At 52.8% G+C, this 15,293-nt stretch carries 10 protein-coding genes; 1 reads left to right on the forward strand and 9 read right to left on the reverse strand.

Annotation, left to right across the window (positions count from 1 at the left end; genetic code table 11):
* Both clcA and A7098_RS24115 read right to left on the reverse strand, forming a co-directional pair.
* Positions 1-1,422, reverse strand: a complete 1,422-nt coding sequence (gene clcA / locus A7098_RS02740; RefSeq protein WP_000846361.1) for a H(+)/Cl(-) exchange transporter ClcA — start codon at positions 1,420-1,422, stop codon at positions 1-3.
* Positions 1,419-1,481 carry a hypothetical protein gene (locus tag A7098_RS24115; RefSeq protein ID WP_212741837.1) on the reverse strand — a complete coding sequence of 21 codons (63 nt, stop codon included), beginning with the start codon at positions 1,479-1,481 and terminating at the stop codon, positions 1,419-1,421. The genes clcA and A7098_RS24115 overlap by 4 nt, the downstream gene beginning before the upstream one ends.
* Before the next feature lie 165 nt (positions 1,482-1,646).
* On the opposite strand from A7098_RS24115, the gene hemL reads away from it, so the two are divergent.
* Positions 1,647-2,927: a glutamate-1-semialdehyde 2,1-aminomutase gene (gene hemL, locus A7098_RS02745; RefSeq protein WP_016159359.1), complete on the forward strand. Its 1,281-nt coding sequence runs from the start codon at positions 1,647-1,649 to the stop codon at positions 2,925-2,927.
* A gap of 34 nt (positions 2,928-2,961) precedes the next feature.
* On the opposite strand, the gene fhuB is transcribed toward hemL, so the two are convergent.
* The 7 genes from fhuB to mrcB all read right to left on the reverse strand — a co-directional run bounded on the left by fhuB (position 2,962) and on the right by mrcB (position 15,129).
* Positions 2,962-4,944: a Fe(3+)-hydroxamate ABC transporter permease FhuB gene (fhuB, locus tag A7098_RS02750; protein WP_105280291.1), complete on the reverse strand. Its 1,983-nt coding sequence runs from the start codon at positions 4,942-4,944 to the stop codon at positions 2,962-2,964.
* On the reverse strand, positions 4,941-5,831 hold the full coding sequence (fhuD, locus tag A7098_RS02755; RefSeq protein ID WP_105280292.1) for a Fe(3+)-hydroxamate ABC transporter substrate-binding protein FhuD: 891 nt from the start codon (positions 5,829-5,831) through the stop codon (positions 4,941-4,943). The genes fhuB and fhuD overlap by 4 nt, the downstream gene beginning before the upstream one ends.
* Positions 5,831-6,628, reverse strand: coding sequence for a Fe3+-hydroxamate ABC transporter ATP-binding protein FhuC (gene fhuC, locus A7098_RS02760; protein ID WP_010346004.1), 798 nt, complete (start codon positions 6,626-6,628; stop codon positions 5,831-5,833). Before fhuC ends, fhuD begins: the two co-directional genes overlap by 1 nt.
* 50 nt (positions 6,629-6,678) lie before the next feature.
* A complete protein-coding gene (gene fhuA, locus A7098_RS02765) occupies positions 6,679-8,922 on the reverse strand; it encodes a ferrichrome porin FhuA (RefSeq protein ID WP_000135208.1) in 2,244 nt (747 codons plus the stop codon).
* Positions 8,923-9,176: 254 nt separating this feature from the next.
* Positions 9,177-10,142, reverse strand: coding sequence for a hypothetical protein (locus A7098_RS02770; RefSeq protein ID WP_000323819.1), 966 nt, complete (start codon positions 10,140-10,142; stop codon positions 9,177-9,179).
* Positions 10,142-12,244 carry a DNA methyltransferase gene (locus tag A7098_RS02775; RefSeq protein ID WP_301005534.1) on the reverse strand — a complete coding sequence of 701 codons (2,103 nt, stop codon included), beginning with the start codon at positions 12,242-12,244 and terminating at the stop codon, positions 10,142-10,144. Before A7098_RS02775 ends, A7098_RS02770 begins: the two co-directional genes overlap by 1 nt.
* Before the next feature lie 380 nt (positions 12,245-12,624).
* Entirely contained in the window at positions 12,625-15,129 is a 2,505-nt protein-coding gene (mrcB, locus tag A7098_RS02780) for a bifunctional glycosyl transferase/transpeptidase (protein WP_000918200.1), read from the reverse strand.
* Positions 15,130-15,293 lie beyond the last annotated feature (164 nt).

Genomic DNA, 15,293 nt, shown 5'->3' on the forward strand with positions numbered 1-15,293 from the left:
TCAAGTATTCTCGCTGGCAGCCACGGCCTTGCTTCGCGCCAGCTGCTCCGCTTCCTGTTTTGCCAGCGTGCGGGCAAGAATCGCCGAGTATAACGGTTTCCCACCAGTAAATTGTGCTAATAGTGTTGCGCCAAGACCGGTAATAATCATTGGCAAAATGAGCTGATAGTTATCTGTCATCTCAAGCACCAGGATGATCCCGGTCAACGGCGCACGAACAGAGGCCGCCAGTAACGCCCCCATTCCAGCTATAGCAAATGTCCCTGCTTCAAGGTGGTATTGCGGAAATATCTCCGTGGCAGCCATGCCAAATGCCGTTCCCAAAACCGTACCGAGTGCCAGCATCGGAGCGAAAATACCGCCCGGCGCGCCAGAAGAGAAGCAGAGCAGCGTAGTGATCACTCGCGCGACAAAAATAAATATCAGCATTCCCATGCTGAAATTCCCCGCCGTAGCGATAGGAATCAGGTTAAAACCGCCGCCCGAAGTTTCTGGTGCAACGAAACCCAACAACCCGCACAGACCGCCAATCGCACCGCCCATCAACACCCATTTAGTGATATTGCCACCGTGCACACGGTGCAGCAAATCCTGCATCCCCAGAACCCATTTATTAAAAACAGGGCCGAAGATACCAAAAATAATGCCGAGGATCAGATAAAGCCACAGGGTATTGAGCGGCGCGTCAGAAAGTTTACCGACGTCAATCAGCGCAACTTCATGATTAAAAATCCGATACATAATGGTCGACATAATGACGCCAATAAATACCGCTTTAATCGAAATTAACGTATAGCGAAACTGCGGACGCATCTCTTCGATAATAAATAGAATACCCGCGAGCGGCGCGTTAAAGGCCGCCGCAAGCCCCGCCGCTGCACCGGTTGCCAGCAACGTGTGGCGAGCTTCATCACCTTTCATGCGGAAAATATCAAGCACCATACGGCCAATGTTACCGCCGATCTGTACGGTTGGTCCTTCACGCCCCAGAACCATACCACCACCGAGTGTCCCCAACCCGCCAAAGAATTTCACCGGCAAAACACGCCACCAGCGAACGGGACGTTGATCTTCCAGCGCCCCTTCAATTTCCGGAATCCCTGAACCACCTGCTTCTGGTGCGTATTTACGCACCAGAAAGTAGCCGAACATTGCCAGCACCGCCGAACAAAGAAAAGCGACGGTTAACAGAAGTGGGTAATTATCAGCAGTATGTACCAGCGCCCCCATACGTTGGTTTTGCAACCAGGCGACGCCTTTGTCAAAAGCAACTGCAGCCAGCCCGACAAGGGTGCCGACGACCGCCGCCATAAACAAAATGGCTAACGGGGTTTTGTCGCGCTCAAGAAGTTGGCGAATCAGTTGTCTGCGTCGCAGACGCGCGGCCTGCGGTATTTCATAAGAAGGAGTTTCAGTTTTCATCCAATGATCACATATTGGTCATACAAATAAGATGACGGCATTTTACTCGCTCGTTCCATGAAAATCCTTTGCAAAGCGTAATGTTTCAAATACCCAAAACTTTTATACTCTTAGAAATCCAGGTTGCAGCAGTATAAGCAACCTGATGTTTGACGAGTATTTAACTTGTTATGAATAACATAGAATAGCAGCCATTCACTTTTTCTACGAATCAGGAACCCTCCATGAGTAAGTCTGAAAACCTATACAGCGCAGCGCGCGAGCTGATCCCTGGCGGTGTGAACTCTCCTGTTCGCGCCTTTACCGGCGTGGGCGGTACTCCACTGTTTATCGAAAAAGCGGACGGCGCTTATCTGTACGACGTTGATGGCAAAGCCTATATCGATTATGTCGGTTCCTGGGGGCCGATGGTGCTGGGTCATAATCATCCGGCGATCCGCAATGCAGTGATTGAAGCCGCTGAACGTGGTCTGAGCTTTGGTGCGCCGACCGAAATGGAAGTAAAAATGGCGGAGCTGGTGACCGAACTCGTGCCGACGATGGATATGGTGCGCATGGTGAACTCTGGCACCGAAGCAACGATGAGCGCCATCCGCCTGGCGCGTGGTTTTACCGGTCGCGACAAAATCATTAAATTCGAAGGTTGTTACCACGGCCACGCTGACTGCCTGCTGGTGAAAGCCGGTTCTGGCGCGCTCACGTTAGGTCAGCCAAACTCTCCGGGCGTTCCGGCAGATTTCGCCAAACATACCTTAACCTGTACCTATAACGATCTGGCGTCTGTACGCGCCGCGTTTGAACAGTATCCGCAAGAGATTGCCTGCATTATCGTCGAGCCAGTGGCAGGCAACATGAACTGTGTTCCTCCGCTGCCAGAGTTCCTGCCGGGTCTGCGCGCGCTGTGTGACGAGTTTGGCGCGTTGCTGATCATCGATGAAGTTATGACCGGTTTCCGCGTGGCGCTGGCAGGCGCACAGGATTATTACGGCGTGGTGCCGGATCTCACCTGCCTGGGCAAAATCATCGGCGGTGGGATGCCAGTAGGCGCATTCGGCGGTCGTCGTGATGTAATGGATGCACTGGCTCCGACCGGCCCGGTCTATCAGGCTGGTACGCTTTCCGGTAACCCAATTGCGATGGCAGCAGGTTTCGCCTGTCTGAATGAAGTCGCACAGCCGGGCGTTCACGAAACGCTGAATGAGTTAACCACGCGTCTGGCGGAAGGTCTGCTGGAAGCGGCAGAAGAAGCGGGAATTCCGCTGGTCGTTAACCATGTTGGCGGCATGTTCGGTATTTTCTTTACCGACGCCGAGTCCGTGACGTGCTACCAGGACGTGATGGCTTGTGACGTGGAACGCTTTAAGCGTTTCTTCCATATGATGCTGGATGAAGGTGTATATCTGGCACCGTCAGCGTTTGAAGCGGGTTTTATGTCTGTGGCGCACAGCATGGAAGATATCAATAACACCATCGATGCTGCGCGTCGGGTGTTTGCGAAGTTGTGATGATTTTGCCTCGCCCACCGGGCGAGGCATTCAATTAACGGCTCTGCTTTCTCAACAAATAGATAAAGTACGGCGCGCCAATAAACGTCGATAGCAACCCCGCTGGGATCTGGAACGGAAACAGCACCATCCGCCCACACCAGTCAGCGAATACCAGCAATAAACCTCCCACCAACGCCGAAATCACAATGTGCGGCATCGTCCGTCGAAAGCCCATCATCCGCGCAATATGTGGTGCCATCAGACCAACAAAACTCAACGGTCCAATAGTCATCGTCGCGATCGCTGTCAGGCAAGCCGCTAACAGCAGCAACGCAATTCGCGTCGGCGTCAGCGCCATTCCCACAGCTCGTGCGGTATCGCCACCCAGCGGCAAAATGGTCAGCCAGCGGCGGCACAGCGGGGTAATCGCCAGCAAAATCACCATCACAATTCCGGTGCGCCAGACCTGTGCATCGGTCGCGTTGTAGGTCGAACCGGAAATCCAGGTCAGCACTTGCGCCATTCGCGGGTCACCACTCGCCTGCAACATCATCAACAGCATGGTGAACGCGGTGCTTAACGCCATCCCCGCAAGCAACATCCGGTGTGGGGAAAATCCACCTCGACCGGCGGCGATCATAATGATTAACAAGGTCACCGCCGCGCCAAGACTTCCCGCAGGAAACAGCCAGCCAAAGGCGTTGCCCGGCACCAGAAACAGCATCAACACTACGCCAAACGCCGCGCCGGAACTAATCCCCAGCACTTCCGGGCTTGCCATCGGGTTTCCGGTCAACCGCTGAATAATGCAGCCCGCCACCGCCAGCATGACGCCCGCAAACAGTGCTGCCATAATTCGTGGCCAGCGCCAGGGCATTAAATCATCAAGCAGCGCCCCGCTCGCCCACGTCCAGCCGTGCGCATCACGACCAAACGACAACGCCACAACCACAGCAATCAACAGCAGCACGCCGCCAGCGAGGGCAAACGCCAGCACATGTTGGCGTTCAGTCGCGACACGATCGTTCACCTTCATATCTGGCGCACTAATGCTGCGTAAACGCGGCAGCAGCCACAACAGCAGCGGCGCACCGATGAGCGCAGTGACCGAACCGGTGGAAACTTCCATCCACACGCGAGTCAGCCAGAGGATGATTTGATCGGAAAGCCAGAGGATCAGCGCACCAATCAGCGACGCCAGCATCAACCGTGGCAGCAAACGCCGCGCCCCCAGCATTTTCGCCAGCAGTGGTGCGAACAACCCGATAAAGCCGATAATCCCTACCGCATTCACCAGCAGAGCACTGATGACAATCGCCAGCGACAGCGCCGCCAGACGCGCCAGCGACAAGGCCAGGCCCAGATTGCGCGCCACGCCATCATCAAGCCCCATCAGGGTTAATGGACGAAGTAGCAGCAACGTCAGCATCACGCCGCCCAGCAGCTGCGGCCATAAACGCTCAACGCCGCTCCAGTCGGTTTGTGTCAGCGTTCCGGTGCTCCACAGGAACATGCTTTGTAGCTGGTCGTGATGGAAGATAACCAGTAACTGGTTGATTGCCCCACAATAAAGGCTCACCACCAGACCCGCGAGGATCAGCGTTACCGGCGAAAGGCGCTTGCCCCACGCGACGCCAAAGACAATTAAGCCAACGACACAAGCCCCTGCCAACGCGGCAAACTGGCTCGCCATCGCGCCGGGGATCGCCCAGAGCGTGGTGACGGTAATTCCCAGTTGCGCGCCCGTTGCGACGCCCAGCGTGGTCGGTTCCGCCAGCGGGTTACGCAGCACTTGCTGAAACAGCACGCCTACCAGCCCCAGACCTGCGCCAACCAGCAGTGAAATCGCCAGACGCGGCAGCAAGCTGTAGTGAAAAATCATCTGCTCAATGACGTCAATATCCGGCGACCAGGCAGCCTGCGCCCACTGGCTACGCGGCAGCGCCTGCGAGAAGTTCATCCAGGTCAACGCCGCAGCGGCAATCACCAGCAGCGCCAGTAATAACGCCGGGAAAAGCGCAATTCGTTTACTCACGCTTGACCTCCGATGGCGTTATCCAGAATACGCACAAAATGCATTGCCGAGAGCGTCGCACCATAGAACCAGACGGCGGGTACGCGCTGAAAGCGTCCGGCACGGACAAACGGCATTGCCTGCCACAGCGGCGTCGCCATTAACGCGTCCATGTCTTTGCTGTTGTCGTGATCAAAACAGAGCACATCAACGTCTTTATAGGCTGCCAGACGATCGATACTGACGGCGGTACTGCCCCAAAAGTTGGTTTCCCCTTGCCAGGCATTTGGGATGCCGTACTCATCAAGAATTTCCTGGAATAAGCTGTTTGGACCGAAGACCAACATATGGCGCGAATCGATAAGCGTCGTCAGCAGTAACGGACGCGATCCTCGCTTTACAAAGCGGGGTTTCATGCTGCGGATAAAGTCTTCATATTGCGCTAAATGCATTTCCGCTGCGCTTTGCAGGTTAAGTAAATCTGCCATTTCCGTCAGCGATTTACGCGCCATCGCCAATGGCTGTTTGCCGTCGCTGAAGTTAAATCCGCGTCCCGGCGCAATACGTGCCAGCATTTCTGGTGAAGGGCCATATCCCGCCGACCAGACCATAAACGATGGTTTCATTTCGGTCAGCAGTTCGAGGTTAGGTTCTGTACGCAAACCAACATCAATCACCGACTCCGGCAATGGCGGTTCGCTGACCCACAGTCGATAGTTGATGGTATCCGCCACGCCGTAAGGTACGATGCCGAGCGCCAGTAGTAACTCCACCGGCAACCACTCCAGTGCCACAATACGATTGGGATCAATAGCCGCCGCACGGGCGGTATTCATCTGCCATAACAACGGAGAAAGCGCCATCGCCGTTAACAGTCGGCGGCGCGAAATAAGAGATAAGCCGCTCATCAATAAACAAAACTCACAGGTGCAGCACCCGCCGGATGCGGCAAAATACCCATCGGGATGCCATAAATCATTTCGAGGGTTTCGCCGCGCATAATTTCCGCAGGCGTTCCCTGAGCAATCATTTCACCGCCGCGCAGGGCGACCAGATAATCACAGTAGCGTGCCGCCATATTGATATCGTGCAGCACGGCAATGACCGTCAGGCCACGCTCCTGACTTAAACGGTGCACCAGCGCCAGCACATCAACCTGGTGGGCGATATCCAGCGCCGAGGTCGGTTCGTCCAGCAACAGACAGCGGCTATCCTGCGCCACCAGCATGGCGATCCATGCCCGCTGACGCTCGCCGCCAGAGAGACTATCGACCAGCCGCTGCGCCAGCGGTTTTAAGCCAACCAGCGAGATAGCTTCCTCGACCTTTTCGCGATCTGCCGCGCCAAAGCGCCCCAGCGCGCCATGCCACGGGTAACGACCAATCGCCACCAGTTCACGCACCGTCATCCCTTCTGCCGGAGGAAGCTGCTGCGGCAAATAAGCCACTTTGCGGGCGAACGCTTTGCTGCTCCAGCTTTCCAGCGGCTGGGCATCAAGAAGAATCTCACCTTCCGATGGCGGCTGATGACGACCGAGCATTTTCAGTAACGTGGATTTACCGGAACCGTTGTGACCAATCAGACCGGTCACTTTCCCGGCAGGAAAGGTTAACGACAGCGGATGCAAAAGCGTGCGCCCAGGCACACGAAAGGAGATATTACGCAGTGCAAAAGTGGTATCGGAATGATTCGTGTATTCCTGCATAACAGCCAACTTGTGAAACGGGCACGGAAATCCGTGCCCCAAAAGAGAAATTAGAAACGGAAGGTTGCGGTTGCAACGACCTGACGTTCTGCGCCCCAGAAGCAGCCATAAGTGTTAAAGCAGCTGGCGACGTATTCACGATCGAACAGGTTGTTAACATGCAGCGCCACGTTGGAGCCAGCCATACCGACTCGCGCCAGATCATAACGCACTAACGCATCCACGACCGTATAACTTCCCACTTTAAAGGAGTTAGCCGGATCACCATAGCTGGAGCCTGTATAACGACCACCGGTGCCCAGTGTCAGACCTGAAAGTGGGCCGTCAAAGAAGGTGTAGTCAGCCCACAGAGAAGCCATGTGTTTTGGCACCTGCGCAGGCGTATTGCCTTTGTAGGTAGTATCGGTGGTGTATTCCGCATCGGTGTAGGTATAAGAACCCACCACGTTAACACTCGCCGACAATGCCGCTTTTGCTTCGATTTCTACGCCACGTGCGCGGATCTCGCCACCTTCAACCGAGAAGAAGGAACCCTCAGGGTCCGCCATCAGGTTATTGGTTTTGGTGAGATTATACAGTGCACCCGTCACCACAATTGGGCGATCTTCCGGTACATATTTCACGCCGACTTCGTACTGCTTACCTTTAGACGGTGCGAAAATATTACCATCCTTTCCGACCTGGGAAGAAGGTTCAAACGATTCGCTATAACTGAAGTAAGGTGTTACGCCATTATCAAACAGGTAGTTAACACCACCACGCCAGGTAAACTGTTTGTCATCACGTTTATCGGTCGTCCCGGCAACGCGGTTAAGAGATTCTTGATCCGCCCAGTCATAACGACCGCCCAGGGTGACCAGAACTTTATCCCACTGCGCCTGATCCTGAACGTAAATACCCGTTTGCTTCTGCTTATTCAGAATGCGGTAAGGGCCGGAGTTTGCCGGATCTTTCGCATTGAAATCGAAATCGGTATTCACCGGATTGTACAGATCGAGCAGCGGTACGGAGTCGTCGTAACCAAACCAGGCGTTGATGTCGTTACGCATACGCATGAAATCAACACCCGTCAGCAGGGTGTGGTCAATATCGCCAGTGGCAAATTTGCTCTGCAGCTGGGTATCAACAGAGAAGTTTTGCAGCTTCTCATCATCAACGACATATTTACGCGCCAGATAATGGCCTTTGTCCGCTGGCGCTAATGCCGCACATTGTTGGCTGTAAGCATTCGCCGGATCGGAGCAGACACCGTAACCATAAACGCTGTTTTGCGAGGTTTTGTTTTCCGCAAAGCGCAGGTTCTGGCGCACGGTAAAGGTATCGTTAAATTCGTGGTCGAAGCTGTAGCCCACCATCTTCTCATTACGAGAATAGGTGTTGTTCTTCGCCCCTTCGTTAAAGTCCGTCGGCAGACGCTTACCATTCGGCAGCGGCTCAACGGTTCCCTCTTTCGGCAACCAGCCGTAATAACCGGTTTCCGGCTCGTTCTGGAAGTAAGAAAGGAAGGTGAAATTGGTTTTATCGTCCGGACGCCAGGTGAACGCCGGTGCAATAGCATAACGCTGCTCTTCTGACCCTTTCTGCTGAGCATTGGCAGAACGCGCAAGACCGGTCAGGCGATAAGAGTAAACGCCGTCATCATCCAGTGCATCGCTAAAGTCAAAACCAGTCTGGAACAGGCTGTCAGTACCGGCTTTAAATTGAACTTCTTTCAGCGGTTCGGTAGTCGGACGCTTGCTGACCATGTTCAACAGGCCGCCAGGGCTGCTTTTACCGTAAAGCACGGAAACCGGGCCACGCATAATTTCAGCGCGTTCCAGCATATACGGGTCAATGACCGCATCGTTATAGAAGTTGCCCTGCAACTTCAGGCCATTCAGATAGTTATTCTGGCTTTGGCCTTCTGCCGCAAAACCGCGAATGATCAGGTGGTCATAGGTGTTGGATGCGCCACGCGTACCAACAGAGACACCTGGCGTGTAGCTGAGCGCCTCTTTTACTGACTTAGGCTGATGCAGCGCCATCTCTTCGGCGGTCACAACAGAAATAGACTGTGGCACTTTTTGAATCGGCGTATCTGTTTTGGTGCCGGTAGCGGACTGTCGCGCCGCAATAGTTGCAGCCGGCCCCCATGCGCTTTCTTGCGGCGCAGGTGCAGCGGTAACGGTGATAGTGTCTTCTTTCGGTTCAACCGCTGCCTGTGCATAAACAGACATGCCGCTAACCGCTGTGGCTACTACAACTGCGATTTTACGCAGCGAGTGTTTTGGCTGAGCAGTTTTGTAACGCGCCATTGGTATATCTCTGATGTAAAGTGAATGATAACGTAAACGAGAATGATTATTATAAAGATAAGATAATATTCGAAAGGCTGACGGGTTCGCAAGCGGTACGCAATATGCGCGCCCCTGAAGGGTCAATAAACAATCAGATGAAAAGAAAGGGTTAATTGTTTAGGCGGGATGTTACTGATATTGACTTATCTACGCCCTGTGTTCATTCATTCCACAAGGCGTAGTGATTTATTCCCCAGTCTATACAAGCCGCGTCAGGATAACGCTTTCAGAAGAAGCTGCGCGCGATGCTCATCGCTCACGGTCTCCCAGGCTTCCGCAAGCTGAACGTGCGCTTGTTTACTGATATCTATAGAAACCGCCAGTCCTTCATCAACTTCCGGCGCCTGAGTGTTGTTCTCACTCTGTTCAATGGCACGGAAAATTGCTTCATTCATGGTGGCAGTGTCGAGCGAACCCAGACGGCTTTTTAGTGCCTGAGCGGTGGAGGCAGAAACCCACATGCGGACGATCTCTTCATTCACCGGTTCACTCTGCACACGAAAATAGCAAAGATTCTCGTCTGACGGCAGCGGCACGTCAAAATATGGCTGGATCTTGATACCCGCACTGGTCGTCACGGAATAGCGTTTCTGCTTTGTATCCCGGTCATATATCCACAAACTTTTGCTGGCCTTACGTGCCCCTTTAGCTGGAGTAACATTCCATACCGCTGTGTACTGCTCCGGATTTGGCGGGATCATTCGCTCTTCAAAATAGAGGAATTCCGTCAGACTATCCTCCCATAGTAGCCAGCCTGTACGCATATCAGGGGTCTTATGAGGTGCGGCATCTCTTACCGTTTGCGTTCGACGTTCTATAAGCTCTGCGTATTGCTGGAAGACGTCATGCATCACGTCGTTAGCATCACGAGTGGTATCATCAATACGGATCGAACGCGTTGCAGCCGGGTGCATAAGCGTAGTGCCGCAGACTGACTTGATCGGTCTGTCACGCAGGCCTGCTATGCGCAAGAGTTTCATCTCCAGCCCCAATCCCTGATAATTGACATCAATATGTAAATTGCTCCAGCCACCATCAGGAATATTTTTTGCCAGGCAGTAAACGCGACTCCAGTCACCTTCCTCCAGCTTTCTGCCCATCATGGCGGCAACCTGAGTTGCCAACCACCGTTTAGCAAATACCTTTTCAGTATCAGTAAATGCTTGTAAGTATGCCATTACAACGGATCCTTATTACCTTCCAAAAGAGCAATTGCCTGAGACCTGAAGGTCGCGAAGTCCAACATTTTCCCATGCAGTAAAAGACTTTCAGCCAGATATTCGCTGTAGAGAGTGCGATAATCAATATCAGCCTCACGTTTAACGTGCAGATAAGGAAGCACGGGGATCGTACCATTTCGCTGGCTCAGGAATTCCTTAACTGAAATGGTTTTCGCCTCCGCCGTTGACACTTCCTGCTTGTTGCCATTTTCAACTTTACGACAATGCAGCATGAGATCAGCACCTGCGGTGTTATCGCTAACAAATTGCTTAAACGTACCATGCTGCTTGTCGAAAATATCGATCCTTTCAATGGTAAAACCAGCATCCAGCACTGCATTACGCAGACGATTCCAGATGTCCTCCGAAGAGTTCATAAATACCAACACCATCCAGTGTCCTGGTCTTAGCACACGATAACTTTCAGCCAGACTCTGCGTCATTAATTCCTGATATCTGTTGGCATCCTTTTTTTGTACGCGATTAACTATGGCTTCATCCGTGGCATCCGTATAGGACATTAACCAGGACTCCCACAACATATTCATTTCGCTATAGTTAATGTTGGCTCCAAACGGCGGATCGGTGAAAATCAGATCAACACTATTATCCGGCAGAAACGAAAGATCGGTCGCAGAACCCGTTTTAACCTGACAACGACCAACGTAGGCTTTAGCCGTGGTTTCAAGGTGATCAATAATTGATCTGGCCTTGCGTTCGAAGGTCAAAAAGATATTCGCTTCATTGAAAATATACGGGACATTAAAATTTGCCGTATTACCGCTGCCGCCCCAAAAACGGTACTCAGAAAGCCGGGTCACACGCTGATAGAGCGAAGTGAAAACAAAGCCGAGAAATGCGGCAATATTGGTATCTTCAACGCGATGAATCGCTTTCCACAACTGGCTCATCGCCGCCAGATTTCTGGCAGTATAAAAATGCTTTATGTTAGTCAGGCCATGACGCTTGGGCTGTGCCAGATTCACTCCATCTGGTAGATCGAAATCCGGGATGAACCCCTCAGCAAGATATTTGCCTGCGTCAATTGCGGCAATGAGCTTGAGATCGGCCTCCACAGGCGGCACCTCGGACTGAGCTTTACCGCAGCATTTATACCCCACGAGAACCGGCACTGGCGTCGTTCGGGCAAGGCGCGATTTTTTGACCTGATGATGACAATAAGGGCACGGGAACTCGCGCAAAAATTTATGTTCGCGCACAGTGTTACCGTAGCTACGGCATTCGTCCCAAAGCACAAACTCCTTACTACACTCGCTGCAAATGACTTTGTATGACCAGACAGTAAAGAGCAACTCTGCCTCTTTTCCACAGGTACGGCATTGCGTTGTGTAAAGGGTTTTACGCAGATCCTCCAGACTCTCAGTAACTACTTTTACCGCCGCCGCGAGCGCAGCGGGATCGCATTGCGATGTAAATCGATTAGCGATAAAACTGGCTGCAGGTGACAGTTCATTGAGAATGACATCATGACCGGTCGTCAGTGCCGCGACCCCTGTCATACCGCTTCCCGCAAAGGGATCAAGCACCAGTCCGCCTTCGGGCAAATATTTTTGCAGCACCTGGGCAATCCCTTGAGGCGGAACTTTGGTGTGATATGTATGCGCGTCATAAGTATACGTATTCTTTCCTGCTGAAACGCCCTCCGCCACAGCCTCTTTCACGGTCTGCGCAGCTTCAGAATGCGATGAAAGAATTTCAGCCAACAGGTATTCACCATTGCCCCAAAGTTCTCCTTTTTTAAGTCGGGAGAGCAGAGGCAGCCCCGGCTCATCGCGCAGCACAATCGTGCCTTCATATTTGTCGGCTGTCGTTTTTTTACGTATCCCACGAGAGGCGAATGTTCGTGTCGTATTCAGATTCGCAAGATCGATCGCCAGACCCGCATTGAGCTTCGCAAGTAGCTCATGCAATTCTTTTATCGTATCGGCACTGGGTTCAATATCCCCGCGAATCCAGCGAGCAACTGAAATGTAAGAAGTGCCGAGATACTGCGCCACGCCTTTCGGATCCAGGCCACTTAATGCCATAATTTCCTGCAATAATGCCTGATAGTGATTCTCAGGATGTGATACTTGCTGACCAGAGCGCATCATCTTTTGCCCCCCTCATTAATACCAATAACAACGTTGAGAGATACCTCATTAGCGTGCACTGCTATAGTCATTCACTATTTACCTTTTTGATTCGCTTTCTCATTAAGTCCGGCAAAGGCTGTGTCGATACGCTTTCATCGACTATTCTGAGAGGATGTCTGTTGGCATCAAAGGAAGAATGTTTCACGCAAAAAATATTTAAATTCATTGCGTTGAATATTAAACAGGTCAATTTCTTCTGATATTTGCATCCCACTAAATTTAGCAGGTTCCCTGTATCAACAGAGAACCTGCCATTAGTATCAACGCATTACTGCCTGAGAACGTTAATTACTGCCAAACATGTCCTTGATCCAGCCTGCTACGCCGTCGCTGTCTTTCTGCTCCTGTTGCGCAGGTTGCTGCGGCTGAGAAGACTGATCAAACGGATTGCCCGACGGCTGCTGTTGAATCTCGCTTTGCTGGCACAACGAATCCGGATCGCTGGTCCATACTGGCAAGGTTCTCATACCACCGCTGCAAACAAAGTTACCGTCGTAGTCCACGCCCATATCCACAATATCTTCCGGCGGTACAAGATTCAGCGGCGTTGGCGTCTGGTTCGCCAGATAACGCTGGTAAATCGACATCGCCCCACTGGCGCCATACAGTTTAGTTGGCTGGTTGTTATCGCGGCCAACCCAGGTGATGGTCACCGTGCTGCCGTCAATGCCCGCAAACCAGGTATCAACGTTGTTGTTGGTAGTCCCTGTTTTCCCTGCCAGATGCAGATTTGGATATTTCGCCCCAAGCTGACGACCCGTACCGCGTTGTACAACCTGCTGCATGGTCCACAATGTCAGATACGCCGCCTGCGCCGGAACAGCGCGTTCCGCCTGCGGGAAACTCTGATAGAGCACTTTACCATCTTCAGCAATCACTGAACGCAGTGCAGAAAGCGGTGCGCGGTTACCTCCGCTGGCGATAGTCTGGAATGCCTGCGCCACTTCGATTGGCGTTAAGTTCAACGCCCCCAGTAACATAGCCGGAACCGGATTCAGCTGATCTTTCGGCACGCCCAGCTTAATCCAGGTGTCCGTAACCGCAGGCAGCCCCAGCGCCATCCCCAGATTTACCGTTGGCACGTTCATAGAACGGGTCAACGCATCCACCAGCATCACTCTGCCGCTTTCGCTATAGCGACGATCATCGTTCTGCGGTGACCAGACCTGACCGTTCGGCTGGCGCAGCGCGATGGGGGCGTCGGCAATCCACGTGTTCAGACGATAGATTTTCGGCTGGCTTAAGGCCGTCAGATAAGTCGCTGGTTTTGCCAGTGAACCAATCGAACGACGCGCCTGCATCGCACGGTTATAACCCGCAAACTGCGGTTCCGAACCACCGACCATGGCACGAACCTCACCGCTAAAGCGGTCAACAACCACAATCGCCGTTTCCAGATCGCTTAACTTACGCTGTTTCTTCAGTGCCGGAATACCTTCCACGGCAGCTTTTTCTGCCGCGTCCTGAGCCACCGAGTCAAAGGTAGTGAAGATCTTCACGCCGGAGAGATCTTTCACTTTATCGCCCAGTTTCGCCTGCAGCTCCTGACGTACCAGTTGCATAAAAGCAGGCTGTGGAGAGATTACCCCACCGCGCGGCTGAACGCCCAGCGGACGCGCGCTCAACATGTCGTAGAGTTCTTGATCAATAATCTGCTGTTGTTGCAGCAATCGCAGCACCAGATTACGTCGCTCCAGTGCCAGTTTTGGGTTACGCCACGGGTTGTAAATTGACGCGCCTTTCACCATACCGACTAACAGCGCCTGCTGGTCAAGGCTCAACTCTTCCACCGGACGACCAAAGTAGTACAGGCTCGCCAGCGGGAAACCACGGATTTCGTTGTCACCGCTCTGACCGAGATACACCTCGTTCATATACAGCTCAAGAATGCGGTCTTTGCTGTAACGCGCATCCATGATCAGCGCCATATAAGCTTCGTTCGCTTTACGCCAGTAAGAACGCTCACTGGAAAGGAACAAGTTTTTCACCAACTGTTGCGTCAGCGTACTCGCCCCCTGCACCGTGCGACCGGCGGTCAGGTTTGCCAGCACCGCACGCCCAATTGAGTAGAGGCTGATCCCATCATGCTCGTAGAAATGACGGTCTTCCGTCGCCAGCAAGGTATCCACCAGCAGATCCGGGAATCCACTGCGCGGCACAAACAGACGCTGCTCACCGTTTGGCGAGGAGATCATGGTGATCAGGCGCGGATCAAGACGGAAGAAGCCGAACTGACGGTTGTTCTCCATATTGACGATGGTCGCCAGATGATCGCCATCAAAGGTCAGGCGCGCACGCACCTGCCCTTCTTTACTATCCGGGAAATCAAACGGACGGCGGATCATCTCAATGCTGTTAGCCTGCACGGTAAATTCGCCAGGACGGGTCATCTTCGACACCTGACGATATTGGGTCGCCTCTAACAGTTTCACCATCTCGTTCTTGCTGATGGTCATGTCTGGCTCAAGGTTTACCATCCGACCATAAACTGCCGCTGGCAATTGCCAGACCTTGCCATCAATACGGCTGCGAATTTTTTGATCGAGATAAACCCCGTAAACGGCGATTAACACCGCAAATACGATGCCCAGTTTCAGTAGCAGCCAGAGCCAGCCGCGTTTACCACGAGGCTTACGCCCTTTGCCCTTACCTTTGCGCGGCATCGGTTCTTCATCCTCATAGTCATCATAATCATCGTCATCTTCGTAACGACGACGGCTTACCTTTTGTTTGACAGGACGCGTCGGTTTCCCTTTGCGTCCAATTGGCTCGCGGTCATTCCCGGCCATACTTTTTCTCCGCAATATTCAGGCGCAAAAGCCCGATTTTCTGTTCTTCCGTTGCAAGACAGAAGAAGATATCTCTCAAAATTGCTTTTCTCCCTCTCCCTGTGGGAGAGGGCCGGGGTGAGGGCATCAGCGCGCACATTACCCCTCACCCTATCCCTCTCCCC

It is taken from the genome of Escherichia sp. MOD1-EC7011, assembly GCF_002965005.1.
Classification (GTDB): Bacteria; Pseudomonadota; Gammaproteobacteria; order Enterobacterales; family Enterobacteriaceae; genus Escherichia; species Escherichia ruysiae.

Coding starts and splice junctions, on each gene's coding strand:
- clcA (WP_000846361.1), bottom strand. CDS start 1,422: ATGAAAACTGAAACTCCTTCTTATGAAATACCGCAGGCCGCGCGTCTG.
- hemL (WP_016159359.1), top strand. CDS start 1,647: ATGAGTAAGTCTGAAAACCTATACAGCGCAGCGCGCGAGCTGATCCCT.
- fhuD (WP_105280292.1), bottom strand. CDS start 5,831: ATGAGCGGCTTATCTCTTATTTCGCGCCGCCGACTGTTAACGGCGATG.
- fhuC (WP_010346004.1), bottom strand. CDS start 6,628: ATGCAGGAATACACGAATCATTCCGATACCACTTTTGCACTGCGTAAT.
- fhuA (WP_000135208.1), bottom strand. CDS start 8,922: ATGGCGCGTTACAAAACTGCTCAGCCAAAACACTCGCTGCGTAAAATC.
- A7098_RS02770 (WP_000323819.1), bottom strand. CDS start 10,142: ATGGCATACTTACAAGCATTTACTGATACTGAAAAGGTATTTGCTAAA.
- mrcB (WP_000918200.1), bottom strand. CDS start 15,129: ATGGCCGGGAATGACCGCGAGCCAATTGGACGCAAAGGGAAACCGACG.